23 protein-coding genes and 1 tRNA gene are annotated in these 23,811 nt (G+C 66.0%); 14 read left to right on the top strand and 10 right to left on the bottom strand.

Features of this window, described 5'->3' with window-relative positions:
- The first annotated feature begins 1 nt into the window (after position 1).
- The 6 genes from ACTJLD_RS19650 to lpxC all read left to right on the top strand — a co-directional run bounded on the left by ACTJLD_RS19650 (position 2) and on the right by lpxC (position 6,137).
- Positions 2–943, top strand: coding sequence for a D-alanine--D-alanine ligase (locus ACTJLD_RS19650; RefSeq protein ID WP_021159913.1), 942 nt, complete (start codon positions 2–4; stop codon positions 941–943).
- Between the two features lie 19 nt (positions 944–962).
- On the top strand, positions 963–1,715 hold the full coding sequence (locus tag ACTJLD_RS19645; protein ID WP_021159912.1) for a cell division protein FtsQ/DivIB: 753 nt from the start codon (positions 963–965) through the stop codon (positions 1,713–1,715).
- Between the two features lie 26 nt (positions 1,716–1,741).
- Entirely contained in the window at positions 1,742–2,974 is a 1,233-nt protein-coding gene (gene ftsA, locus ACTJLD_RS19640; protein WP_006487138.1) for a cell division protein FtsA, read from the top strand.
- A gap of 113 nt (positions 2,975–3,087) precedes the next feature.
- Complete coding sequence (gene ftsZ / locus ACTJLD_RS19635) at positions 3,088–4,284, top strand: cell division protein FtsZ (protein WP_021159911.1); 1,197 nt, start codon at positions 3,088–3,090, stop codon at positions 4,282–4,284.
- A gap of 188 nt (positions 4,285–4,472) precedes the next feature.
- Positions 4,473–4,979: a peroxiredoxin gene (locus ACTJLD_RS19630; protein WP_027788450.1), complete on the top strand. Its 507-nt coding sequence runs from the start codon at positions 4,473–4,475 to the stop codon at positions 4,977–4,979.
- Positions 4,980–5,219: 240 nt separating this feature from the next.
- Positions 5,220–6,137, top strand: a complete 918-nt coding sequence (gene lpxC, locus ACTJLD_RS19625) for a UDP-3-O-acyl-N-acetylglucosamine deacetylase (RefSeq protein WP_027788449.1) — start codon at positions 5,220–5,222, stop codon at positions 6,135–6,137.
- An 80-nt stretch (positions 6,138–6,217) separates the two neighbouring features.
- Here the strand turns inward: lpxC and ACTJLD_RS19620 are convergent, their stop codons facing one another.
- Positions 6,218–6,694, bottom strand: coding sequence for a DUF721 domain-containing protein (locus ACTJLD_RS19620; RefSeq protein ID WP_021159908.1), 477 nt, complete (start codon positions 6,692–6,694; stop codon positions 6,218–6,220).
- A gap of 256 nt (positions 6,695–6,950) precedes the next feature.
- Between ACTJLD_RS19620 and secA the strand changes: the two genes are divergently transcribed.
- From secA to ACTJLD_RS19600, 4 genes are all read left to right on the top strand, one after another.
- Positions 6,951–9,749 carry a preprotein translocase subunit SecA gene (gene secA / locus ACTJLD_RS19615; RefSeq protein ID WP_027788448.1) on the top strand — a complete coding sequence of 933 codons (2,799 nt, stop codon included), beginning with the start codon at positions 6,951–6,953 and terminating at the stop codon, positions 9,747–9,749.
- A gap of 144 nt (positions 9,750–9,893) precedes the next feature.
- Complete coding sequence (gene argJ, locus ACTJLD_RS19610; RefSeq protein WP_124919591.1) at positions 9,894–11,135, top strand: bifunctional glutamate N-acetyltransferase/amino-acid acetyltransferase ArgJ; 1,242 nt, start codon at positions 9,894–9,896, stop codon at positions 11,133–11,135.
- A 19-nt stretch (positions 11,136–11,154) separates the two neighbouring features.
- On the top strand, positions 11,155–12,024 hold the full coding sequence (locus tag ACTJLD_RS19605) for an ATP-binding protein (protein WP_021159904.1): 870 nt from the start codon (positions 11,155–11,157) through the stop codon (positions 12,022–12,024).
- The gene (locus ACTJLD_RS19600) at positions 12,021–12,464 is read left to right on the top strand and encodes an NUDIX domain-containing protein (protein ID WP_059697888.1); all 444 of its coding nucleotides are present in this window, start codon (positions 12,021–12,023) and stop codon (positions 12,462–12,464) included. The genes ACTJLD_RS19605 and ACTJLD_RS19600 overlap by 4 nt, the downstream gene beginning before the upstream one ends.
- A 60-nt stretch (positions 12,465–12,524) precedes the next feature.
- On the opposite strand, the gene ACTJLD_RS19595 is transcribed toward ACTJLD_RS19600, so the two are convergent.
- The 9 genes from ACTJLD_RS19595 to ACTJLD_RS19555 form a co-directional block, all read right to left on the bottom strand.
- Positions 12,525–12,725: a DNA gyrase inhibitor YacG gene (locus ACTJLD_RS19595; protein ID WP_027788444.1), complete on the bottom strand. Its 201-nt coding sequence runs from the start codon at positions 12,723–12,725 to the stop codon at positions 12,525–12,527.
- Positions 12,726–12,750: 25 nt separating this feature from the next.
- Positions 12,751–13,506 carry a cell division protein ZapD gene (zapD, locus tag ACTJLD_RS19590; RefSeq protein WP_027788443.1) on the bottom strand — a complete coding sequence of 252 codons (756 nt, stop codon included), beginning with the start codon at positions 13,504–13,506 and terminating at the stop codon, positions 12,751–12,753.
- A 109-nt stretch (positions 13,507–13,615) separates the two neighbouring features.
- The gene (coaE, locus tag ACTJLD_RS19585; protein ID WP_124919592.1) at positions 13,616–14,224 is read right to left on the bottom strand and encodes a dephospho-CoA kinase; all 609 of its coding nucleotides are present in this window, start codon (positions 14,222–14,224) and stop codon (positions 13,616–13,618) included.
- A 1-nt stretch (position 14,225) separates the two neighbouring features.
- Complete coding sequence (locus ACTJLD_RS19580) at positions 14,226–15,137, bottom strand: prepilin peptidase (RefSeq protein ID WP_059697884.1); 912 nt, start codon at positions 15,135–15,137, stop codon at positions 14,226–14,228.
- 45 nt (positions 15,138–15,182) lie between these two features.
- Complete coding sequence (locus tag ACTJLD_RS19575) at positions 15,183–16,394, bottom strand: type II secretion system F family protein (RefSeq protein ID WP_440659443.1); 1,212 nt, start codon at positions 16,392–16,394, stop codon at positions 15,183–15,185.
- Complete coding sequence (locus ACTJLD_RS19570) at positions 16,391–17,668, bottom strand: GspE/PulE family protein (RefSeq protein ID WP_146253334.1); 1,278 nt, start codon at positions 17,666–17,668, stop codon at positions 16,391–16,393. The genes ACTJLD_RS19575 and ACTJLD_RS19570 overlap by 4 nt, the downstream gene beginning before the upstream one ends.
- Positions 17,669–17,751: 83 nt before the next feature.
- Entirely contained in the window at positions 17,752–19,044 is a 1,293-nt protein-coding gene (locus ACTJLD_RS19565) for an HlyC/CorC family transporter (RefSeq protein ID WP_176115428.1), read from the bottom strand.
- A gap of 142 nt (positions 19,045–19,186) precedes the next feature.
- A tRNA-Pro gene (locus tag ACTJLD_RS19560) sits at positions 19,187–19,263 on the bottom strand.
- 178 nt (positions 19,264–19,441) lie between these two features.
- On the bottom strand, positions 19,442–20,437 hold the full coding sequence (locus ACTJLD_RS19555; protein WP_059528616.1) for a polyprenyl synthetase family protein: 996 nt from the start codon (positions 20,435–20,437) through the stop codon (positions 19,442–19,444).
- 210 nt (positions 20,438–20,647) lie between these two features.
- Between ACTJLD_RS19555 and rplU the strand changes: the two genes are divergently transcribed.
- The 4 genes from rplU to proB all read left to right on the top strand — a co-directional run bounded on the left by rplU (position 20,648) and on the right by proB (position 23,756).
- Positions 20,648–20,959 carry a 50S ribosomal protein L21 gene (gene rplU / locus ACTJLD_RS19550; RefSeq protein ID WP_006025184.1) on the top strand — a complete coding sequence of 104 codons (312 nt, stop codon included), beginning with the start codon at positions 20,648–20,650 and terminating at the stop codon, positions 20,957–20,959.
- Positions 20,960–20,983: 24 nt separating this feature from the next.
- Positions 20,984–21,247: a 50S ribosomal protein L27 gene (rpmA, locus tag ACTJLD_RS19545; protein WP_006476999.1), complete on the top strand. Its 264-nt coding sequence runs from the start codon at positions 20,984–20,986 to the stop codon at positions 21,245–21,247.
- A 187-nt stretch (positions 21,248–21,434) separates the two neighbouring features.
- Complete coding sequence (gene obgE / locus ACTJLD_RS19540; RefSeq protein WP_042975354.1) at positions 21,435–22,547, top strand: GTPase ObgE; 1,113 nt, start codon at positions 21,435–21,437, stop codon at positions 22,545–22,547.
- Positions 22,548–22,637: 90 nt separating this feature from the next.
- On the top strand, positions 22,638–23,756 hold the full coding sequence (gene proB / locus ACTJLD_RS19535; protein WP_027788436.1) for a glutamate 5-kinase: 1,119 nt from the start codon (positions 22,638–22,640) through the stop codon (positions 23,754–23,756).
- Positions 23,757–23,811: the final 55 nt, after the last annotated feature.

Here is a 23,811-nt window from a genome sequence, read left to right as displayed (position 1 = left end):
CATGAGCGGGATTGATCCGAAACGTTTCGGCAAGGTGGCGGTGTTGTTCGGCGGCGAGTCCTCGGAGCGCGAGGTCTCGCTCACGTCCGGCCAGCTCGTGCTGCAGGGCCTGCGCGACGCAGGCATCGACGCGCACCTGTTCGACCCGGCCGAGCGCCCGCTGGCGGCGCTGAAGGACGAAGGGTTCGTGCGTGCGTTCAACGCGCTGCACGGCGGTTACGGCGAGAACGGCCAGATCCAGGGCGCGCTCGATTTCTACGGGATCCGTTACACGGGCAGCGGTGTGCTCGGGTCGGCGCTCGGCCTCGACAAGTTCCGCACGAAGCTCGTCTGGCAGCAGACGGGCGTGCCGACGCCGCCGTTCGAGACGGTGCTGCGCGGCGACGACCTCGCGGCGCGCGCGACGGACATCGTCGCGAAGCTTGGCCTGCCGCTGTTCGTGAAGCCGGCGAGCGAGGGCTCGAGCGTCGCGGTGCTGAAGGTGAAGACGGCCGATGCGCTGCCGGCTGCGCTCGAGGAAGCCGCGAAGCACGACCCGATCGTGATCGTCGAGAAGAGCATCGAAGGCGGCGGCGAATACACCGCATGCATCGCCGGCGATCTCGATCTGCCGGTGATCAAGATCGTGCCGGCCGGCGAGTTCTACGACTATCACGCGAAGTACATCGCCAACGACACGCAATACCTGATCCCGTGCGGGCTGCCCGCCGACAAGGAAGCGGAGCTCAAGCGCGTCGCGCGCCGTGCGTTCGACGTGCTCGGCTGCACCGACTGGGGCCGCGCGGACTTCATGCTCGACGCCGATGGCAATGCGTACTTCCTGGAAGTGAACACCGCACCGGGCATGACCGACCACTCGCTGCCGCCGAAGGCCGCGCGCGCGGTCGGCATCAGCTATTCGGAGCTGGTCGTGAAGGTGCTGTCGCTCACGCTCAACGACTGACGCAGGAACGGAACGACGTATGTGGAACAACGTTCGCCAACTCAACCTTGCCGCCAGCGCGCTGTACGCGCTGCTGCTGCTCGTGTTGGCGGCGGCCGGTTGCTACTGGCTGATCCAGCGCCCGACGTTCGCGTTGCGGGAAATCCGGATCGACGGCGACACCGAGCACATCAATTCGCCGACGGTACGCGCGGGCGTGGTCGGCCGGCTGAAGGGCAATTTCTTCACGGTCGATCTCGACGCCGCGCGCGCCGCGTTCGAGCAGATGCCCTGGGTGCGCCATGCGAGCGTGCGCCGGGTGTGGCCGAATGCGCTGGCTGTCACGCTCGAGGAGTACAAACCGCTCGGGACCTGGGGCAGCGACCAGCTCGTGAGCGTCGACGGCGAGCTGTTCACCGCGAACCAGGGCGAGCTGGATCAGGAACTGCCGGCGTTCGACGGCCCGGAGGGCAGTGCGAAGGAAGTCGTCACGCGGTATCGCGACTTCGGGAAATGGTTTGCGCCGCTGAAGGCGGCGCCGGAAGAAGTGACGCTGTCGGCGCGGTACGCGTGGACGGTGAAGCTGTCGAACGGCATGCAGGTCGAGCTGGGCAAGGAACGCAACAGCGAGTCGCTGCATGACCGGAGCCAGCGCCTGGTTGCCGCCTGGCCGGCGGTCACGGAGCGTTGGGGCAACGACATCGAGTACGCGGACCTGCGTTATCCGAACGGATTCGCGATTCGCGCGGCAGGCATGCGGTTCCTGACCGATACCGACAAGCGCAAGAAGTAACGAGAGATCACACGCAAGAGCACTTTATGAGCAAAGACTACAAGGATCTGCTGGTTTCCCTCGACATCGGCACGTCGAAGGTGGTGGCCATCGTCGCCGAGCTGAAGGGCGAAGGTCACTACGAGGTGATCGGTCTCGGCCAGAGCGAGTCGAAGGGTCTGAAGAAAGGTGTGGTGGTCAACATCGAGGCCACCGTGCAGTCGATCCAGCGCGCGCTCGAGGAAGCCGAGCTGATGGCCGACTGCAAGATCACCAACGTGTTCACGGGGATCGCCGGCAGCCACATCCGCAGCTTCAACTCGAGCGGGATGGTCGCGATCAAGGACAAGGAAGTCACGCAGACCGACGTTGCGCGCGTGATCGAGACCGCGAAGGCGATCAACATCCCGACCGACCAGCAGGTGCTGCACATCCTCACGCAGGAATTCATCATCGACGGCCAGGAAGACGTGCGCGAGCCGATCGGGATGAGCGGCATCCGGCTGGAAGTGAAGGTGCACATCGTGACGGGCGCGGTGAGCGCCGCGCAGAACATCGTCAAGTGCGTGCGCCGCTGCGGGCTGGAAGTGAACGACCTGATCCTGCAGCCGCTCGCGTCGTCGCTGGCGGTGCTGACGGAAGACGAGAAGGATCTCGGCGTGGTGCTGGTCGACATCGGCGGCGGCACGACGGACATCGCGATCTTCGCCGAAGGCGCGATCCGCCACACCGCGGTGATTCCGATCGCCGGCGACCAGATCACGAGCGACATCGCGATGGCGCTGCGCACGCCGACGCCGGATGCGGAAGACATCAAGGTTGGCTACGGGATCGCGAAGCAGGCGCTCGCCGATCCGGACGAAATGGTGGAAGTGCCGGGCCTCGGCGAACGCGGTCCGCGCACGCTGTCGCGCCAGGCGCTCGCGGCCGTGATCGAGCCGCGCGTCGAGGAACTGTTCTCGCTCGTGCAGCAGGTCGTGCGCGAATCGGGTTACGAAGAACTCCTGAGCTCCGGCGTGGTCATTACCGGCGGTGCGTCGATGATGCCCGGCATGGTCGAGCTCGGCGAAGACATTTTCCTGAAACCGGTGCGCATCGGCGCGCCGGAGTATGCAGGCGGCCTCTCCGACGTCGTGCGCAATCCGCGCTACTCGACGGCGATGGGGCTGCTCGTCGAAGGCAGTGCCCAGCGCATGCGCGGCCGCAAGGTCGCCGTGCAGTCCGGCAACGCGGGGCAGGTGTTCTCGCGGATGAAGGAATGGTTCCTGAGCAACTTCTGACAAACCGAATCTCGAAATTCGCGCCGGTGCCGGCGGCTGGCGCGCGACAGGGGGTTGCCCGATCTCCTGCCGAATAACGGCCGATTAGCAGTTTTTCTCTTGACGGAGGCAACATGGAATTCGAAATGCTGGAAACCGAGACCAACGGCACCATCATCAAGGTGGTCGGCGTTGGCGGCGCTGGCGGCAATGCCGTCCAGCACATGATCAACCGCGGCGTGCAGGGCGTCGATTTCATCGTGATGAACACGGATGCGCAGGCGCTCTCGCGTTCGCGCGCATCGTCGGTGATCCAGCTCGGCAATACGGGCCTCGGCGCCGGTGCGAAGCCGGAAATGGGCCGTGCGGCAGCGGAAGAAGCGCGTGAGCGCATCGCCGACGCACTGCGCGGCGCGCACATGGTGTTCATCACGGCCGGCATGGGCGGCGGGACGGGCACGGGCGCGGCGCCGGTGGTCGCGCAGATCGCGAAGGAGATGGGCATCCTGACGGTCGGTGTCGTCAGCAAGCCGTTCGAGTTCGAAGGCGGCAAGCGCATGCGCGTCGCCGAAGCAGGTTCGCAGCAACTGGAGGATCACGTCGACTCGCTGATCGTCGTGCTGAACGACAAGCTGTTCGACGTGATGGGCGACGACGCCGAGATGGACAAGTGCTTCCAGTGCGCGGACGACGTGTTGAACAACGCGGTTGCAGGCATCGCTGAAATCATCAACGTCGATGGCCTCGTGAACGTCGACTTCGAAGACGTGAAGACGGTGATGGGCGAGCAGGGCAAGGCGATGATGGGCACGGCGACGGTCGCCGGCGTCGATCGCGCGCGCCTCGCGGCGGAACAGGCCGTGGCGAGCCCGCTGCTCGAAGGCGTCGACCTGTCGGGCGCGCGCGGCGTGCTGGTCAACATCACGTCGAGCCGTTCGCTGCGCCTGTCGGAAACGCGCGAAGTGATGAACACGATCAAGAGCTACGCGGCGGAAGATGCGACGGTGATCTTCGGTGCGGTGTACGACGACGCGATGGGCGATGCGTTGCGCGTGACGGTCGTGGCAACGGGTCTGGGCCGTGCGGCGAAGAAGCAGCAGTCGGCACCGATGACGCTGCTGCGCACGGGTACGGACAACCAGCCGGTCAGCGCGGTGTCGCACGGCTATGCACCGGCGCATCACGTCAGCACGGCCGACTACGGCGCACTCGATACGCCGGCGGTGTGGCGCAATTCGCGTGAAACCGCGGCATCGCACGTGCAGGCGCTGCAGGAGAAGGGTGTCGACACGTACGACATCCCGGCTTTCCTGCGCAAGCAGGCTGACTGACGCAAACACAGGCGAAGCCGCGGCGAAACTGCCGCGGTATCGCCGGCGTGACGGATGCTACGGACCACGACAGGCCGCGTCGGCTGCGACGCCGGGCCGGGAAACGTGCCCTCTCCGCACAAGCGGGGCGGGATGGGCCGTGCTGTCCGCGACACGCTGAAAAACCGTATCGCTATGAGGGACCAGCCATGATTCAAGTGGGCGACGCGCTGCCCGACGCGCAACTGTTCGAGTACATCGACGACGCGCGCGAAGGGTGCACGCTGGGGCCGAACGCCTGCAGCGTGCGCGATCAGGTTGCGGGAAAGCGGGTGGTGATCTTCGGATTGCCGGGCGCTTTCACGCCGACCTGTTCGGCGCAGCATGTGCCGGGCTACGTCGAACACGCCGAGCAACTGCGCGCGGCGGGTATCGACGAGATCTGGTGCGTGTCCGTCAACGACGCATTCGTGATGGGCGCATGGGGACGTGATCTGCACACCGCGGGCAAGGTGCGCATGATGGCGGACGGCAGCGCGGCTTTCACTCATGCGCTGGGGCTGACGCAGGATTTGTCCGCGCGTGGCATGGGGATTCGTTCCCTGCGCTACGCGATGGTGATTGACGGCGGTGTGGTCAAGACGCTGGCCGTCGAGGCGCCGGGCAAATTCGAAGTGAGCGATGCGGCGAGTGTTCTCGCGACGTTGACGTCCTGATCGTGCGGTGCGCCGTTGCCTGTCGGCAACGCTGCTCACCGGCCTCAGGGCAGTTGTAACACGGGCTGATGACCGGAAACGCCTCCGTTCCGGGCATCGGCCCGTCCCGTATCGGCAGGGGTAAACAGCCGAAACAGATTGATACGCAGTTTCAAACTGCGTTGAATAGGGAATTACGCTATAATCCCTCCTATTGAATATAACTCCTGATTGATATCTTCAATCACGACGAAGAACATCATGCTGAAGCAGCGCACCATCAAATCCATCGTGAAGACCGTGGGTATCGGTGTCCACTCGGGCCGCAAGATCGAGCTGACGCTCCGTCCCGCCGCACCGGGCACGGGCATCGTGTTCTCCCGCGTCGACCTTCCCACGCCCGTCGACATTCCCGCGGCGGCAACGTCGATCGGCGATACGCGGCTCGCGTCGGTGCTGCAGAAGGATGGCGTGCGCGTGTCGACCGTCGAGCACCTGATGTCGGCATGTGCCGGCCTCGGCATCGACAACCTCTATGTCGACGTGACGGCCGAGGAAATCCCGATCATGGACGGCAGCGCGGCGACCTTCGTGTTCCTGATCCAGTCCGCCGGGATCGAGGAGCAGAACGCGCCGAAGCGTTTCGTGAAGGTGAAGAAGACGGTCGAAATCCGTGACGGCGACAAGTTCGCGCGTCTCGATCCGTACTTCGGCTTCAAGCTGAAATTCTCGATCGACTTTCGTCACCCGGCCGTCGACAAGACCGGCCAGGAGCTCGAGGTCGATTTCGCGAATACGTCGTATGTGCGCGAGATCGCGCGCGCACGCACGTTCGGTTTCGCGCATGAGGCCGAGATGCTGCGCGAGATGGGCCTCGCCCGCGGCGGCAGCATGGAAAATGCGATCGTGCTCGACGAGTACCGCATCCTGAACAACGACGGGCTGCGCTACGACGACGAGTTCGTGAAGCACAAGATGCTCGACGCGATCGGCGACCTGTACGTGATCGGCCATCCGCTGCTGGCGTCGTACACGGCGTACAAGTCCGGCCACGGGCTGAACAACGCGCTGCTGCGCGAACTGCTCGCGAACGAAGATGCGTACGAGATCGTCACGTTCGACGATCCGCAGGCCGCGCCGAAGGGTTTCGCGTTCGACGCGCAGACGGCCTTCGCCTGAACTGTGTTCGGCGCAAGCAACAAAAAAGCAGCCTTCGGGCTGCTTTTTTGTTGGCCGGACGATGCCGGCGGCGTAGACCGTCAGCGCGGCTTTGCGCCGTGCCGGGCCGCCATCCGCGCAAGCGCGGCCTGCAGCGGCGACGGTTCGAGATGGTCTGCCAGATCGCGCAACGCGGCCGCGCCGACCGACGTCATCCGCGCCTGCTTCACGTGCGGCGGCTCCGGAGCATCCTTCGGGCGCACGCGCACGCGCAGCGTCGAGACCGGCCAGCCGCGCTTTTGCAGATCGCCGAGCAGCCGCGGCTCGACCTGCCGCAGCCGCGCGGCCAGCGCGTTGTGCGCGGCAAAGAGGGTCAGGGTGCCGTCCTTCACGAAGCCGGGTTCGACGTGGTTCGCCAGGTAGTCGGGCAGAAGCGCGGCAAGATCGCGCTGCAGCGACGCGATTTGCTCGACGCCGGCGCGCAGTGCCGCGAACGCGTCGGTGCGGCCGAGCACTTCGGACACGGGTTGCGGGCGATAGGCGGCGAGCGGGCCGAAACGCTTGGAAAATCGGTTCATCGAGACATTCTTCGGGCGCGCACGCGCGCGGACGTTGACGCCGATTGTACCCGCGCGGGCCCGTGCACGGGCGGCTTTCGCCCCGTGGGCCCGGCCGTAGGCGCGCAGTGCCCGTCCGGCCGAGACACGGGCGCACGCTTTCCCGCGTGCTAAAATTCGACGTTTGAGTCCACTAATTCGCTAAGCCGCCGAGGCTCGGGCGTCGGGGCGCGCAACACGCGCCGGGCGCCGGTGCTGCGACGCAGGATCCGATCCGATGACAACCGGTTTTCTCCAGAAAATTTTTGGCAGCCGCAACCAGCGGCTCGTCAAGCAATACCAAAAGACCGTCGCGACGATCAATGCGCTCGAAACGCAGATCGAGAAGCTGACGGACGACCAGTTGCGCGGCAAGACGGACGAATTCCGCCAGCGGGTCGCGGCCGGCGAGTCGCTCGACAAGCTGCTGCCCGAGGCGTTCGCGGTCTGTCGCGAGGCCAGCCGGCGCGTGCTGAAGATGCGGCACTTCGACGTGCAGATGATCGGCGGCATGGTGCTCCACTACGGCAAGATCGCGGAAATGCGCACCGGCGAGGGCAAGACGCTCGTCGCGACGCTGCCCGTGTACCTGAACGCGCTGGCCGGCCGCGGCGTGCACGTCGTGACCGTCAACGATTACCTCGCGCAGCGCGACGCCGAATGGATGGCGCGCCTCTACAACTTCCTCGGTCTGTCGGTCGGTATCAACCTGTCCGGCATGGAGCACGACCAGAAGCAGCAGGCTTACGCGGCGGACATCACGTACGGCACGAACAACGAGTTCGGCTTCGACTACCTGCGCGACAACATGGTCTACGAGACCGACGCGCGCGTGCAGCGGGCACTGAACTTCGCGGTCGTCGACGAAGTGGACTCGATCCTGATCGACGAAGCGCGCACGCCGCTGATCATTTCGGGCCAGGCCGAGGATCACACCGAGCTGTACGTGCGGATGAACGCACTGCCGCCGCTGCTCGAGCGCCAGATCGGCGAAGAGAAGGCCGACGGCACGGGTGTCGAGAAGCCGGGCGACTACACGCTCGACGAGAAGGCCCGCCAGGTGTTCCTGACGGAATCGGGCCACGAGAAGGCCGAGCGCCTGCTCGCCGAATGGGGCCTGATCGGCGAGGGCGAGAGCCTGTACGCGCCGCAGAACATCACGCTGATGCACCACGTGTACGCGGCGCTGCGCGCACACACGCTGTTCCACAAGGATCAGCACTACGTCGTGCAGAACGGCGAAGTGGTCATCGTCGACGAATTCACGGGCCGCCTGATGGCCGGCCGCCGCTGGTCCGACGGCCTGCACCAGGCGGTCGAGGCGAAGGAACACGTGAAGATCCAGAGCGAGAACCAGACGCTCGCGTCGATCACGTTCCAGAACTACTTCCGGATGTACGCGAAACTCGCGGGCATGACCGGTACCGCGGACACCGAAGCGTACGAATTCAACGAGATCTACGGCCTCGAGACGGTCGTGATCCCGACCAATCGCCCGCCGAAGCGGATCGACAAGCAGGACCAGATCTACAAGACGGCCAAGGAGCGCTACGACGCGGTGATCCGCGACATCCGCGAATGCTACGAGCGTGGCCAGCCGGTGCTGGTCGGCACGACGTCGATCGAGAACTCGGAACTGCTGTCGCACCTGCTGAAGCAGGCCGGGCTGCCGCATGAGGTGCTGAACGCGAAGCAGCACGAGCGCGAAGCGGCGATCGTCGCGGAAGCCGGCCGTCCGAAGCGCGTCACGATCGCGACCAACATGGCCGGCCGCGGTACCGACATCGTGCTTGGCGGCAATGCCGAGAAGCAGGCCGCGTTCATCGAGGCCGACGACGCGATCCCGGCCGACGAAAAGGCGCGCCGCATCCAGCAGTTGCACGACGAGTGGGAAACGCTGCACGAGCAGGTGAAGGCTGCTGGCGGCCTGCACATCATCGGCACCGAGCGCCACGAATCGCGCCGGATCGACAACCAGCTGCGCGGCCGTGCAGGCCGTCAGGGCGATCCGGGCTCGTCGCGCTTCTACCTGTCGCTCGACGATCCGCTGCTGCGCATCTTCGCGGGCGACCGCGTGCGTTCGATCATGGATCGCCTGAAGATGCCGGAAGGCGAGGCGATCGAGGCCGGCATCGTCACGCGCTCGATCGAGTCCGCGCAGCGCAAGGTCGAAGCGCGCAACTTCGACATCCGCAAGCAGCTGCTCGAATACGACGACGTGTCGAACGACCAGCGCAAGGTCATCTACCAGCAGCGCAACGAGCTGCTCGAAGCGCACGACATCACCGAGACGATCTCCGCGATGCGTCACGGCGTGATTGCCGAAGTCGTCCGCCAGTTCGTGCCGGAAGGCAGCATCGAGGAGCAGTGGGACGTGCCCGAGCTCGAGGAAGCGCTGCGCAACGACTGGCAGCTCGACCTCGCGATCCAGGAAATGGTGAACGAGTCGTCGTCGATTACGGCCGAGGAGATTCTCGACGCCGTGATGACGGCCGCCGACGAGCAGTACGAGGCGAAGGTCGCGATGGTCGGCCGCGAATCGTTCAGCGCATTCGAGCGCTCGGTGATGCTGCAGACGGTCGACCGCCTGTGGCGCGAGCACCTCGCGGCGCTCGACCATCTGCGCCAGGGCATCCACCTGCGCGGCTATGCGCAGAAGAACCCGAAGCAGGAATACAAGCGCGAAGCGTTCGAGCTGTTCGCCGCGATGCTCGAGGCGATCAAGCAGGAAGTCACGCGTGTCGTGATGAACGTGCAGATCCAGTCGCCGGAACAGCTCGAGGAAGCGGCCGAGCAGATCGAGGAGCGCGCAGGTCATCTCGAGAATGTCGAGTACCAGCACGCCGACTACGCGGAAGCCGGTGCGCCGGTGGCGAACGTCACGGCTGCCGCGGCGGCCACGGCGACGGCCGACATGGTCGGCAGCGCGATGACGCACAGCGGCCCCGGCGGTGAAATGCCGAAGGTCGGCCGCAACGACCCGTGCCCGTGCGGCAGCGGCAAGAAGTACAAGCAATGTCACGGGAAGCTGTCATGATCGACGGCGGCGCGCGTGACGCGCGCCGCTCGGTTCGCAGCTTCGAGCGCGTGATCTGAGTTGCGGCGGCCCGCGCATGCGGCCGCCGGTTCTTCCAATCGATGCCGGCGCACGCCGGCATTTTCCATCTGGCAGGTGTGCCCCATGGCTGTCAATTTTCCGTCGATCGATCCCGCCCAACTGCATCCCGTCGCCGGCGTCACGCTCGGCTGGGCGGAAGCGAACATCCGCAAGCCGAATCGCAAGGACGTGCTGGTCATCTCCGTCGACGAAGGCGCGACGGTCGCGGGCGTGTTCACCGAAAACCGCTTCTGCGCGGCGCCGGTCATCGTCTGCCGCGAGCATCTGGCGAAGGTGCGCGCGGGCGGTGCGGGCATTCGCGCGCTCGTCGTGAATACGGGCAATGCCAACGCCGGTACCGGCGAGCCGGGCCTCGTGAACGCGCGCGAAACCTGCACGGAACTTGCCCGTCTTGCGGGTATCGAGCCGGCGCAGGTGCTGCCGTTCTCGACCGGCGTGATCCTCGAGCCGCTGCCGATCGACCGCCTGAAGGCCGGGCTGCCGGCCGCGCTCGCGAACCGCAAGGCCGCGAACTGGTTCGACGCCGCGCAGGCGATCATGACGACCGATACGCTGCCGAAGGCCACGTCGCGCCAGGTGACGATCGACGGTCACACGGTCACGCTGACGGGCATCAGCAAGGGCGCCGGCATGATCAAGCCGAACATGGCGACGATGCTCGGCTTCCTCGCGTTCGACGCGAACGTCGCGCAGCCGGTGCTCGACACGCTCGTGAAGGAAGTGGCCGACCGCTCGTTCAACTGCATCACGATCGACGGCGACACGTCGACGAACGACTCGTTCATCCTGATCGCGTCGGGCAAGAGCACGCTGCCGGCGATCACGTCGACGGATTCGCCGGCCTATGCGGCGCTGCGCGATGCGGTGACGGAAGTCGCGCAGGTGCTGTCGCAGCTGATCGTGCGCGATGGCGAAGGTGCGACGAAATTCATGACGGTGCAGGTCGAAGGCGGCAAGAGCGTCGCGGAATGCCGCCAGATCGCTTACGCGATCGGCCATTCGCCGCTCGTGAAAACCGCCTTCTATGCATCCGACCCCAACCTCGGCCGGATTCTCGCCGCGATCGGCTATGCGGGCGTTGCGGATCTCGACGTCGGCAAGATCGACCTCTATCTCGACGATGTGCTCGTCGCGAAGGCAGGTGGCCGCAATCCGGCGTACCAGGAAGAGGACGGCCAGCGCGTGATGAAGCAGAGCGAAATCACGATCCGCGTGCTGCTTGGCCGCGGCGACGCACAGGCCACCATCTGGACGTGCGACCTGTCGCACGACTACGTGAGCATCAACGCGGATTACCGCTCCTGATCGGGAGTGCCTGAACGACATGGACAAGCTTGAACAGTTTCTGACGCGCGCGGAAGCGCTGCTCGGTCGTCTCGAGGGGATGTTGCCGCCCGCACAGGCAGCGGTCGACTGGAATGCCGCACACGCGTTTCGCTGGCGCAAGCGCCAGGGGCGCGGTTATCTGCAGCCGGTGCCGGCCGTGTCGTCGATCACGCTCGACGACCTCCACAACATCGATCGCCAGAAAGGGCTGATCGACCAGAACACGCGGCAGTTCGTGCAGCAGAAGCCGGCGAACAACGTGCTGCTGACCGGCGCGCGCGGTACCGGCAAGTCGTCGCTGATCAAGGCGTGCCTGAACGCGTATGCGAAGGACGGGCTGCGTCTGATCGAAGTCGACAAGGACGACCTGCACGATCTCGGCGACATCGTCGACCTGATCTCGCAGCGTCCCGAGCGCTTCATCGTGTTCTGCGACGACCTGTCGTTCGAGGAAGGCGAGTCGGGCTACAAGGCGCTGAAGGTGGCGCTCGACGGCTCGATCGCCGCGCAGTCGGACAACGTGCTGATCTACGCGACGTCGAATCGCCGCCATCTGCTGCCCGAGTACATGAGCGACAACGAGACGTACAAGCATCTCCCGGATGGCGAGATTCACCCTGGCGAAGTCGTCGAGGAGAAGATCTCGCTGTCGGAGCGCTTCGGTCTGTGGGTCAGCTTCTATCCATTCAAGCAGGACGACTATCTCGACATCGTCGGGCACTGGCTGCGTCATTTCGGTTGCCCGGATGCGGAGATCGAGTCCGCACGCGGCGATGCGCTCGTGTGGGCGCTCGAGCGCGGCTCGCGGTCGGGGCGCGTCGCGTGGCAGTTTGCGCGAGACTGGTCGGGTCGCAAGGAGCAAGCATGAGCGCGGATCTCGCACAAGGCGCCGTGCGCGCGCCCGATGGCCGCAAGGTGACGGAAGTGGCGGTCGGCGTGATGGTGCAGCCTGATGGCCGCTATCTGCTCGCGCAGCGGCTGCAAGGCAAACCGTACGAAGGCTACTGGGAATTTCCGGGCGGCAAGCTGGAGGCCGGCGAAAGCGTCGAGGACGCGCTTGCGCGCGAACTGCACGAGGAACTCGGCATCCAGGTCACGGCCAGCCATCGCTGGCACACGCTCGAGCACGATTATCCGCATGCCTATGTGCGGCTTTATTTCTGCAAGGTGACGGGCTGGACGGGCGAGCCGCACAGCAAGGAAGGGCAGGCGTTCGTGTGGCAGCAACTGCCGGTCGAGGTCGCGCCGTTGCTGCCGGCCGCGCTGCCGGTGCTTGAACTGCTCGAGAAGGAAGCCGCGTCGATCTGACGCCACGATGGCCTGCCGGAAAGGCGGGCCATATCACGGGCTGACGGTGCCGAGCGCCGCTCAGCTGTCGCGGCGGCCGTCCGTGCCGTCTTCTTCCGACGAGGGCCCCTCGTCGGAGGATCCTCCGATCCGGTACTTTTCCGCGGCCCAGGCGCCGAGGTCGAGCTGCTTGCAGCGGGCCGAGCAGAACGGACGGAACTGATTTTCGGGCGTCCAGCGCACTTCGGCGCCACACGACGGGCATTTCACAACGGTAGTCATACGAAAGCGATCCGGCACGCGGCCGTTACAGATTGCACAGTGTCAGATGGAACGGCACGTCGATGTCCACCGCACGCGGCCGCACATCGCCGTCCTGCGTGGTGAACCGTACCCACAGCATGTATTTGTTGGCGCTTGCCTCGGGAATGACGCGCAATTCCGGCGCCACGCGCACCTGCATCAACTGGTAGGTGCGGCCGGACAGCATCTGCTGGTAACTGCCCTGCATCGCCATGACCTTCGACGCCTGGCCCGATTCGCGCGCGAGCCGCAGCACGATCGCAGCGGCATCGCGCAGCGGCAGCATCGGCAGGATCCATTTCGCGATGTCCTGGCGCCGCTGCTCGGCGGGCCATTGCTGCCATGCGTAGTACGACGGCAGGTCGAACTTGCACGTGCCGCCCGGAATCACCGCACGGCTGCGGATGCTGGCGAGCCACTCGTTGTCGACGAGGTGCTGCCCGGTCTTGCCCTGCATCTGCGCGAGATTCGCGAGCGTCTGCTCGATTTCGCCGAGCACGGCTTCGAGCGCGTTCTGCTCGATGCCCGGATTGCCGCGAAAGGGGGCGAGCGTCTGGCGTTGACGTTCGAGCTCCTTCATCAGATCCGATTTCAGGTCCGCGCGGCCCGTTACCTCAGCGATTTCGAACAGCGTCGTCAGCGCGACGTGGTGTTCACGCGGGTCCTCCTGAGCCAAAAAGAACGCGAAGCGCTCGAAGAGATCTTCGAGGCGCAACAGCGTGCGAATTCGCTCGTTGAACGGATACTCGTAAAGAATCAAGCGCGCTCGCCTCTTGGGTAGGGATTGAAACAATGCAGGACATTCTAATGCCCACGCTCTACCCTAGCAACGCGCCAATTTCGTACACCATCACGATCGCGCGCGAGGCTCAGTGCGCGGCGGCCGCGAACCCGAGATAGCGTTGGTGCAGTGCATCGACCCGCGCGGCGAGCGCATCGGGCGTCGTCGCGTCGTTGACGATGACGTCGTCGGCCGCCGCGAGGCGGGCCTCGCGCGACGCCTGCCGCGCGATGATCGCCTCGACCTGTTCGCGCGTGAAGCCGTTGCGCCGCATCACGCGTGCGATCTGCGTTTCGACTGGACAGTCGACGACGAGCACGCGATCGCAGCGCGCCTTCCAGTTGCCGGATTCGACGAGCAGCGGCACGACGAACATCACGTATGGGCCCTGCGCTTCGCGCGCCTCACGATCGGTCTCCGCCCGGATCAGCGGGTGCGTGATCGCTTCGAGGCGCCGACGCGCGTCGTCGTCGCTGAAGATCAGTGCGCGCATCTGCGCGCGGTCGAGCGAGCCGTCGGCGGCAACGAAGTCGCGGCCGAATGCCTGTTCGATCGCGGGCATCGCGAGGCCGCCCGGCGCGGTGATGCGATGGGCGATCAGATCGGTATCGACCAGCGATGCGCCTCGGGCGGCGAACAGGTCGGCGACGGTTGTCTTGCCGCTGCCGATGCCGCCGGTGAGTCCAATTGCGAACATGTCAGCCTCCGAGCGCCGAATAGAAAGGGGTGCCGAAAAACAGCGTCGCGACACCGCCTGCCGCGAGGAACGGGCCGAACGGAATCGGCTCCTCGAAGCGCATGCGACCGCGCCAGGTCGCGACGAGCCCGACGACCGCGCCCGTCACCGCGGCGAACAGCACGACCTGCGGCAGTGCGGCCCAGCCCATCCATGCGCCGAGCGCGGCGAGCAGCTTCAGGTCGCCGAAACCGATACCCTCGATGCCGCGCAGCCATTTGAACAGCCAGTAGACCGACCACAGGAACAGGTAGCCGGCCATGGCCCCGATCACGGCCGAGCGCAGCGATGTGAACGTGCCGCCGAGGTTCAGCACGAGCCCGGCCCAGAGGAGCGGCAGCGTCATCGAGTCGGGCAGGTAGCCGGTCCGGATATCGATCGCGCTCATCGCGAGCAGCGCGGCGCACAGCGCGAACGCGGCGAGCGCGGCGACGGTCGGGCCGAATGCCGCGAGCGAGCCGGCGGCGAGCAGCGCGCACACAAGCTCGACGAGCGGATAACGGATGCCGATCGCGTGGCCGCAGCGTCGGCAGCGCCCACGCAGGATCAGGTAGCTGACGAGCGGGATGTTTTCCCATGCGCGCAGCACGTGGCCGCAATGCGGGCAGGCGCTGCGCGGGTGCCACAGGTCGTAGCGCGGCGGGTAGCCGTCTTCGGGAGTGGCACTCGTGTTGCCGGTCGCTTCGTCGATCTCGGCCTGCCATGCGCGCTGCATCATCACGGGCAGCCGGTGCACGACCACGTTCAGGAAGCTGCCGACGCACAGGCCGATGATGACCGCGAACGCGTACTGCAGCGCGGCCGGCAGCATCGCCAGCGCGAGCAGCGTGCTCTCGGGCGAATCGGAAACGGCGGACAAGGGCGCGGGTGTCATGAGGCTCAAGGTTCGGACTAAAAGGCGACAGAATCGGTTGCGATGCTACACCACGTTGCCGAGCTGAAGGATGGGCAGGTACATCGCGATCACGAGGCCGCCGACGAGTGCGCCCAGTACGATCACGATCAGCGGTTCGCCGAGCGCGGCAAGCGTATCGAGATGCGCGTCGAGCTGGCGCTCGCACAGCGTGGCGATGTCGGCGAGCATCGTGTCGAGCGCACCGGTCTCCTCGGCGACGGCGATCGGCTGCACGACGTCGTCCGGAAAGCAGCCGGCCGACTGCATCGCGTCCGCGAGACGCGCGCCGCGCAGCACGTGGGCGGCGATGTGGGCGGTGGCGCGCTCGAACACGGGATGGCCGGCCGTGCGTTCGAGCGTGGCGAAGGCGTCTGCGAGCGGCACGCCGGCGCCGAGCAGCGTCGCCAGCGATCGGCACCAGCGCGCGGCCGCGAACCGGCTCATCGCGCTCCCCGCGAGCGGGACGTGCAGCAGGCGCCGCGCGACAGCGTGGCGCAGCGGTGCCGATAGCCGTAGCGCGCGATGGGCGGCCAGCGCGGCTGCCGCCGTACCGGCAACCAGTACACCGCCCCACGCCGACAGTGCCGAGGACAACGCGAGCAGCGCACGAGTCGGTGCCGGCAGCGCGGCGCCGAAACCGTCGAAGATCTGGCGGAACGTCGGTACGACCCACACCATCAACGCGGCCGAAATTGCGAGCCCGAACAGGATGACGGCCGCCGGATAGGCAAGCGCGGCCCGCAGCTTGCGCCATTGCGCGTCGGCGCGCTCGCGGTGCTCCGCGACCCGTGTCAGCACGATGCCGAGCGAGCCTGACGCTTCGCCGACCTCGATCAGCTGGCGATACAGTGTGCCGAACTGCGCCGGATAGCGTGCGAGTGCATCGGTGAAGCGATGGCCGCCGACGATCTCGCGGGCGAGACCGGCGGCGATTCGCGGCAGGCCGTCGCGTGGCCGCGTGCGCGCGAGCATCTCGAGCGACGGCGCGAGCGGCAACCCGGCCTGCAGCAGGCTCGCGAGCTGACGCGTGAAACGCGTGACGTCCCGAGTACCGGCCATTGGCGGCCGGGCCGGCCCGCGGATGTCGAGCGACAGGACTGCGATGCCGTCTCGTGCGAGCGCGGCGCGTGCACTCGCGGCGTCGAACGCGATGATGATCCCGCGGCGTGGCGTGCCGTCGCGATGGCGGCCGCGCCATCCGAAGCGGCTTTCGCGCGGCGTTGTGCGCATGCTCATGCAGCAGGTGTCGCGGCGATGGCTTCCGCGATGCTCGTCGTGCCGTCCCGGACACGCGCGAACGCCGCGTCGCGCAGACTGCGCACGCCTTCGGCCGCCGCGCATTGCGCGAGTTCGCCGACGCTCGCCCGGGCGACGATGCGTTCCGCCAGCCGGGGCGATACCGGCATCGTCTGATGCAGGCCGATACGGCCGCGATAGCCGATGCCGTGACAGGCCGAACAGCCTCGCGCGACGAACGGCCGCCATCCTGCGGCGAGCGCAGCCGGGTCGCAGCCGGCTTCGCGCAATACGGGCACCGGTGCGTCCGAGTGCATGCGGCAGGCGATGCACAGCCGCCGGACGAGGCGCTGCGCGGTGACGAGGTGCAGCGCGGCCGCGAGGTTGTACGGAGCGACCCCGATATCGAGCAGCCGCGCGACGGCGGCCGGCGCGTCGTTCGTGTGCAGCGTCGACAGCACGAGATGGCCGGTCTGCGCGGCCTTGATCGCGACGTCGGCCGTCTCCGCATCGCGAATCTCGCCGACCATGATGATGTCCGGATCCTGCCGCAGCAGCGCGCGCAGTGCCGTCGCGAACGTGAGCCCCGCCTTTTCGGCGACGCCGACCTGGCTGATGCCGTCGAGCTGGATCTCGGCGGGATCCTCCACCGTGCAGACGTTGTGCGCGTCGCGATCGAGCATCTGCAGCGCGCAGTAGAGCGACAGCGTCTTGCCGCTGCCGGTCGGGCCCGTGACGAGCACGAGGCCATGCGGTGCGCGTATCGCGGCTTCCATCGCGGCCGCCTGTTGCGCGTCGAAGCCGAGACGGGCGAGCGTGAGGTCGGTCGGCAGGGTTTCGAGGCGCCGCAGCACGAGCTTTTCACCGAACAACGTCGGCAGCGAACTGACCCGGTAGTCGCCGCGCGTACCGCCGTCGATCGCGATACGCAGCCTGCCGTCCTGCGGGAGCCGCCGCTCGGCGATGTCCATGCGTGCGAGCACCTTGATCCGCGTGACGAGCGCGTCGCGCAGATGAAGAGGCGGCCGCGCATGTTCATGCAGCACGCCGTCGATGCGCAGGCGGATGCGCCAGCCGGCTTCGAACGGTTCGACGTGGATGTCGGATGCGTCGCGCACGCGTGCTGCGTGAAGCGTGTCCGTCAGCAGCCGCACAGCCGGCGCGTCGTCGAGCTGGGCCGCGTCGAGCGCGCGCGGTGCGGTGACGGGCGACGCATCGGAATGAGCGGGCGGCGGCTGCGTGCGCAGCGGCGCCCCGGGAGGAGTGAAATGCATGTGAGCCGGCACGCTGGCCGCCAGTTGACCGTGACCAGCAGATGGTCGCGCGTCGCGGGCGGTGCCGGCAGTCGGCCGTTCGGCTAACGCGCGGCGGCGCGTGCGATGCGCGAGCCGCGCGGCTTGAAGAGCTTGACGGTGCGCACGGCCTGATCGTCGCTGCGCATCACCTCGAGCATCACGTCGCCGATTTTCAGGCACACGTCGTCTTCCGGAATTTCCTCGAGGATTTCGAGGACCAGTCCGTTCAGCGTCTTCGGCCCGTCGGTCGGCAGCTTCAGGTGCAGCCAGCGATTCAGTTCGCGCAGCGGCATGCTCGCCGAGACGATGCATTCGCCGTTCTCGTCCCAGCCGCCCGCGCGTTCGCTGCGCGGCATCGATGTCGTGAATTCGCCGATCAGCTCCTCGATGATGTCTTCGGGCGTGACGAGCCCTTCGAGTTCGCCGTACTCGTTGACGACGAGCGCGGTCCGCTGCCGCGTTTCCTGGAAAAACTGGAGCTGCTGGACCACCGGCGTGCCCGACGGCACGTAGTACGGCTCGGCGAGCAGCGTGCGCAGCGTCTCGCGGTCGAACTCCTGGTTGTGCAGCGCGGTCAGCGTCTTGCGGACGTGCAGCACGCCGAGCACCTTGTCGATGTCGCCTTCGTAGACGACAAGCCGGTTGTGATAGCAGGTTTCGAGCTGGTGCAGGACGTCGTCGAGCGGCGCGTAGAAGTTGAGCGACTCGATCTGGCGGCGCGGCACCATCACGTCGTCGACCGTGATGTTCTCGAGGTCGAACAGGTTGAGCAGGATGCTGCGGTGCTTGGTCGGCATGAAACTGCTCGACTCGAGCACGATGGCCCGCAGCTCGTCGGCCGACATCCGCTGGTCGCGGCCCTTCTTCGTGTTGATGCGCAGCACCCACAGCACGCCGTTCGCGAGCGCGTTGACGAACCAGACGACCGGCTTGAACACGCGCATCAGCGGCGCGATCACGAGGCTCGCGGGCAGTGCGATGCGTTCGGGGAACGTCGCGCCGACGATCTTCGGCGCGATTTCGGCGAACACGATGATCAGGAACGCGACGATGCCGGTCGCGATCGACAGCGCGAGATTGTTGCGGCCGAACGTATGGAGCGCGAGCGACGTCGTCAGGACCGGGATGATCGTGTTGAACAGGTTGTTGCCGATCAGGATCACGCTGAGCAGCAGGTCAGTACGCGTCAGCAGCCCCTGCGTGGTTTTCGCGCCGAGCGCGCCCTGGCCGGCGAGATGCTTCAGCCGATGGCGGTTGAGCGCCATCATCGCGGTCTCGGAAATGGAAAAGAAGCTGGAACAGAGGAGAAGCAGGAAGACGGCGCCGATTTGCGCCCATAAGGGAATTTGGTCCACGCGTTGGAAGGAGCAGTGAAGGACAGGGATGGAGGGAATATAGCAGAGGCCGGCGACCGTGATGTGTCGTGCGCGACACGAGGGGCCCGCGGCGGCCGGACGAAAAAAAACCGTGCACGTGGTGCACGGTTTTTTCAAAATCTGGTCGGGGTGAGAGGATTCGAACCTCCGGCCTCTACGTCCCGAACGTAGCGCTCTACCAGGCTAAGCTACACCCCGATTTGTACTTTTCCGATTTCGCCGTCTTCTTCAAGACCGCTGCGTCGTCAAGCAAGAACATAACTATAACGACGTTTCTTCAAGAAGGGAAGCCCTTGGAGAAAAAATTTTTTCGAGACGGGTGATTTTCCCGTGTCGAACGTGTGTCGCAGCCGTGGCGGCGACACACGACATGCAATCAGGACTGCCGCGACGTCGAGTAAGCGCACAGCGCGAGCAGGCTCTCCTTGTAGATCGAATCGGGGAATGCGGCGATCGCGGCCGCGGCCGCCTGCGCTTCCTGGCGCGCGCATTCGAGCGTGTGATCCAGTGCGCCCGAGCGCGTGATCGCTTCGAAAATCGTGTCGAAGCGATCGGTGCCGCCCTGTTCGATCGCCTCGCGTGCCAGCGCTGCCTGCTCGGGCGTGCCGCGCTCGATCAGATAGATGAGCGGCAGCGTCGGCTTGCCTTCGCGGAGGTCGTCGCCGGCATTCTTGCCCATTGCCTCGACGGTGCCCGCGTAGTCGAGCCAGTCGTCCATGATCTGGAATGCGGTGCCGATCCGGCGGCCGTATTCGGCGGCGGCGGCCTCGGTCGGCGCATCGGCGCCCGCGAGCACCGCGCCCAGGCGCGCCGATGCCTCGAACAGCTTGGCCGTCTTGTAGCGGATCACCTGCATGTAGCGCGTTTCGTCGACGTCCGCGTCGTGCATGTTGAGGAGCTGCAGCACCTCGCCTTCGGAAATGATCGTCGTCGCTTCGGACAGGATCTCCATCACGCGCATCTTGCCGACGCCGACCATCATTTCGAACGAGCGTGAATAGAGGTAGTCGCCTACCAGCACGCTCGCCGCGTTGCCGAACAGTGCATTGGCGGTCTGGCGGCCGCGGCGCAGCTCGGATTCGTCGACGACGTCGTCGTGCAGCAGCGTGGCCGTGTGGATGAACTCGACGACGGCGGCCAGCACGTGCCGCTGGTGCGACGTCTCGCCGAGTGCACCGGCGACGAGCAGCAGCAACGCCGGGCGCAGCCGCTTGCCGCCCGCGCCGATGATGTACTCGGCGATCTGGTTGATCAACAGTACGTCGGACGCGAGGCTTTGCCGGATAACGCGATTCACCTGCTCCATGTCGCTGGTGATCGGAGCGAGCAGGTGGGCGGCGCTGAGGGTGGGGGAGGCGGTGGACGACGACATGATGATGGAATTGGGTGATGCCGCGGATTATAAGTCGAATCCGAGATATCCCGGTCTGTCACACGTGCCGCAGCCGCGAATTTGGCCGTTCGGCCGAGGCCCGCGCGCGGCAATCGTCGATCGGTTTTGACTTCGGTGCTAACCCCATGTATAATCACGTGTTTTCCGCGCGTGGTGTGCGGAAAAATTGGATCCAGAGTGAGGTTCTCAATGTACGCGGTCATAAAAACCGGCGGCAAGCAGTACAAGGTTGCCGTTGGCGAAAAACTCAAAGTAGAACAGATACCGGCTGACATTGACGCTGAAATCACGCTCGACCAGGTTCTCGCAGTGGGCGAAGGCGAATCGATTAAGTTCGGTACGCCGCTGGTCAGTGGGGCTTCCGTCAAGGCCACCGTTGTGTCGCACGGTCGTCATGCCAAGGTCACCATCTTCAAGATGCGTCGCCGGAAGCACTACCAAAAGCACGGCGGCCACCGCCAGAACTACACTGAGCTGCGCATCGACGCGATCAACGCGTAAGCGCCTCGGTAAAGGAGCAATCAGATGGCACACAAAAAGGCAGGCGGCTCTTCCCGGAACGGCCGCGACTCCGAGTCGAAACGTCTCGGCGTGAAAGTGTACGGCGGCCAGGCAATCAATGCCGGCGGCATCATCGTGCGTCAGCGCGGTACGCGCATGCACGCAGGCGAGAACGTCGGCATGGGCAAGGATCACACCCTGTTCGCGCTGGTCGACGGTCACGTCAAGTTCGCGACGAAAGGCGCGGACAAGAAGCATCTGGTCATCGTCGTCCCGGCGGCTGCCTAATTCAGGCACCCACGGGCTTCGTAGCCGAAAGGCCCCGCAGTCTTCGCGGGGCCTTTTTTTATTTGGCCGCCGGGCGCATGCGCGTTCCGGCGACCGTTGCGCAACCGGCGTACGATCGGCCGAACGGCAGATTGTTCAAGCGTGCCGGCGCGCGGCACAATAGCGGAAATACTGGGCGGAGTGACGAATGAAGTTCATTGACGAAGCACGAATCGAAGTCATCGCCGGCGACGGAGGCGATGGCAGCGCGTCGATGCGCCGCGAGAAATTCGTCCCGTTCGGCGGGCCGGACGGCGGCGACGGCGGTCGGGGCGGTAGCGTGTACGCGATCGCCGACCGCAACATCAACACGCTGATCGACTACCGTTACGCGAAGAAGCATCTGGCGCGCAACGGCGAAAACGGGCGAGGCTCGGATTGCTACGGCAAGGGTGGCGACGACGTCACGCTGCGCATGCCGGTCGGCACGATCATCAGCGACATGGATACCGGCGAGCTGATCGCCGACCTGACCGAGCACGACCAGCAGGTGATGCTTGCGCAGGGCGGTGCCGGCGGGCTCGGCAACCTGCATTTCAAGTCGAGCACGAACCGCGCGCCGCGCCAGAAGACGGACGGCAAGCCCGGCGAGCGTCGCATGCTGAAGCTCGAGCTGAAGGTGCTCGCCGATGTCGGCCTGCTCGGCATGCCGAACGCAGGCAAGTCGACGTTCATCTCGTCGGTGTCGAATGCGCGGCCGAAGATCGCCGACTACCCGTTCACGACGCTTGCGCCGAATCTCGGCGTGGTGCGGGTCGGTCCGAGCAAGAGCTTCGTGATCGCCGACATCCCGGGGCTGATCGAGGGTGCCGCCGAAGGCGCGGGCCTCGGCCATCAGTTCCTGCGCCACCTGCAGCGCACCGGCGTGCTGCTGCATCTGGTCGATCTCGCGCCGTTCGACGAAAGTGTCGATCCGGTTGCCGAAGCGACGGCGATCGTCGGCGAGCTGCGCAAATACGACGAGGCGCTCTACGAGAAGCCGCGCTGGCTCGTGCTCAACAAGCTCGATATGGTGCCGGAAGACGAGCGCAAGGCGCGCGTCGCGGATTTCCTCGAGCGCTTCGAGTGGGACGGCCCGGTGTTCGAGATTTCGGCACTGACGGGCCAGGGCTGTGAAGCACTGTGCTACGCGATCTACGACTACCTCTCCGAACATTCGGACGCGCATCGCGCGGCGGAGGCGGAAGATCTCGCGGCGGACGTGCGTTTCCGCGACGCGCCGCCTGCGAAGGGCGAGGCCGCGCCGGGCGACGACGCCTGAGTGGTTCCGGAGCGCGCCGGGCGTGCCGCCCGGCGTTGGCGCTCAATCGCGCCCGGCCGGGCAGGCATCAGATACAGGAGACAGTGCAGGATGCGTTCGATCATCGCGGATTCGAAGCGATTGGTGGTAAAGGTGGGCTCCAGCCTCGTGACCAACGACGGCAAGGGGCTCGATCATGCTGCAATCGGCCGCTGGGCGGCCCAGATCGCCGCGCTGCGCGCCCAGGGCAAGGAAGTCGTGCTCGTCAGCTCGGGCGCGATTGCCGAAGGGATGCAGCGGCTCGGCTGGAGCAAGCGGCCGCGGGAAATCGACGAGTTGCAGGCGGCGGCTGCGGTCGGCCAGATGGGGCTTGCGCAGGTCTACGAGAGCCGCTTCACCGAGCACGACATCCGCACCGCGCAGATCCTGCTGACGCATGCCGACCTGGCGGACCGCGAGCGCTACCTGAATGCGCGATCGACGCTGCTGACGCTGTTGCGGCTCGGCGTCGTGCCGATCATCAACGAGAACGACACGGTCGTCACCGATGAAATCAAGTTCGGCGACAACGACACGCTCGGTGCGCTCGTTGCAAACCTGATCGAAGGCGATGCTCTGATCATTCTGACCGACCAGTCGGGGTTGTTTACGGCCGATCCGCGCAAGGATCCGAACGCGACGCTCGTCGCGGAAGCAAATGCGGGCGCGCCGGAACTCGAGGCGATGGCGGGCGGTGCGGGCTCGAGCCTTGGCCGCGGCGGGATGCTGACGAAGATCCTCGCGGCGAAGCGCGCGGCGCACAGCGGTGCAAATACGGTGATCGCGAGCGGCCGGGAGTCCGATGTGCTCGTGCGTCTGGCGGCCGGCGAGGCGATCGGCACGCAACTGATCGCACGTACCGCGCGGATGGCGGCACGCAAGCAGTGGATGGCCGATCACCTGCAGGTGCGCGGCCATGTCGTGATCGATGCGGGCGCGGTCGAGAAACTGACGGCCGGCGGCAAGAGCCTGCTGCCGATCGGCGTGATCGACGTACAGGGTGCGTTCGCGCGCGGCGAAGTCATCGCGTGTGTCGGCCCCGACGGGCGCGAAGTGGCGCGAGGGCTCACGAACTACAGCAGCGCGGAGACGAAACTGATTCACCGCAAGCCGAGCGGCGAGATCGAATCCGTGCTCGGCTACATGCTGGAGCCCGAACTGATCCATCGCGACAATCTGGTGCTGGTGTGATCATTCGCCTTGCCGGTTCAGGCCGTCAAATGAAAAAGCCCGCGTGATGCGGGCT

It is taken from the genome of Burkholderia sp. 22088 (assembly GCF_052045915.1).
Lineage (GTDB): Bacteria > Pseudomonadota > Gammaproteobacteria > Burkholderiales > Burkholderiaceae > Burkholderia > Burkholderia cepacia.
The sequence above is the reverse complement of the archived record's forward strand: the minus strand, read 5'-3'. Positions and strand labels throughout refer to the sequence as shown.

Bases quoted from the DNA above. Each gene is read 5' to 3' on its own strand.
- ACTJLD_RS19645 (WP_021159912.1), top strand. From the start codon at position 963: ATGTGGAACAACGTTCGCCAACTCAACCTTGCCGCCAGCGCGCTGTAC.
- ACTJLD_RS19620 (WP_021159908.1), bottom strand. From the start codon at position 6,694: ATGAACCGATTTTCCAAGCGTTTCGGCCCGCTCGCCGCCTATCGCCCG.
- lpxC (WP_027788449.1), top strand. From the start codon at position 5,220: ATGCTGAAGCAGCGCACCATCAAATCCATCGTGAAGACCGTGGGTATC.
- ACTJLD_RS19575 (WP_440659443.1), bottom strand. From the start codon at position 16,394: ATGAGCATGCGCACAACGCCGCGCGAAAGCCGCTTCGGATGGCGCGGC.
- ACTJLD_RS19570 (WP_146253334.1), bottom strand. From the start codon at position 17,668: ATGCATTTCACTCCTCCCGGGGCGCCGCTGCGCACGCAGCCGCCGCCC.
- obgE (WP_042975354.1), top strand. From the start codon at position 21,435: ATGAAGTTCATTGACGAAGCACGAATCGAAGTCATCGCCGGCGACGGA.
- rpmA (WP_006476999.1), top strand. From the start codon at position 20,984: ATGGCACACAAAAAGGCAGGCGGCTCTTCCCGGAACGGCCGCGACTCC.
- ACTJLD_RS19600 (WP_059697888.1), top strand. From the start codon at position 12,021: ATGAGCGCGGATCTCGCACAAGGCGCCGTGCGCGCGCCCGATGGCCGC.
- coaE (WP_124919592.1), bottom strand. From the start codon at position 14,224: ATGTTCGCAATTGGACTCACCGGCGGCATCGGCAGCGGCAAGACAACC.
- ACTJLD_RS19580 (WP_059697884.1), bottom strand. From the start codon at position 15,137: ATGACACCCGCGCCCTTGTCCGCCGTTTCCGATTCGCCCGAGAGCACG.
- ftsZ (WP_021159911.1), top strand. From the start codon at position 3,088: ATGGAATTCGAAATGCTGGAAACCGAGACCAACGGCACCATCATCAAG.
- rplU (WP_006025184.1), top strand. From the start codon at position 20,648: ATGTACGCGGTCATAAAAACCGGCGGCAAGCAGTACAAGGTTGCCGTT.
- ACTJLD_RS19605 (WP_021159904.1), top strand. From the start codon at position 11,155: ATGGACAAGCTTGAACAGTTTCTGACGCGCGCGGAAGCGCTGCTCGGT.
- ftsA (WP_006487138.1), top strand. From the start codon at position 1,742: ATGAGCAAAGACTACAAGGATCTGCTGGTTTCCCTCGACATCGGCACG.
- secA (WP_027788448.1), top strand. From the start codon at position 6,951: ATGACAACCGGTTTTCTCCAGAAAATTTTTGGCAGCCGCAACCAGCGG.
- ACTJLD_RS19650 (WP_021159913.1), top strand. From the start codon at position 2: ATGAGCGGGATTGATCCGAAACGTTTCGGCAAGGTGGCGGTGTTGTTC.
- ACTJLD_RS19555 (WP_059528616.1), bottom strand. From the start codon at position 20,437: ATGTCGTCGTCCACCGCCTCCCCCACCCTCAGCGCCGCCCACCTGCTC.
- ACTJLD_RS19595 (WP_027788444.1), bottom strand. From the start codon at position 12,725: ATGACTACCGTTGTGAAATGCCCGTCGTGTGGCGCCGAAGTGCGCTGG.
- argJ (WP_124919591.1), top strand. From the start codon at position 9,894: ATGGCTGTCAATTTTCCGTCGATCGATCCCGCCCAACTGCATCCCGTC.
- ACTJLD_RS19630 (WP_027788450.1), top strand. From the start codon at position 4,473: ATGATTCAAGTGGGCGACGCGCTGCCCGACGCGCAACTGTTCGAGTAC.
- proB (WP_027788436.1), top strand. From the start codon at position 22,638: ATGCGTTCGATCATCGCGGATTCGAAGCGATTGGTGGTAAAGGTGGGC.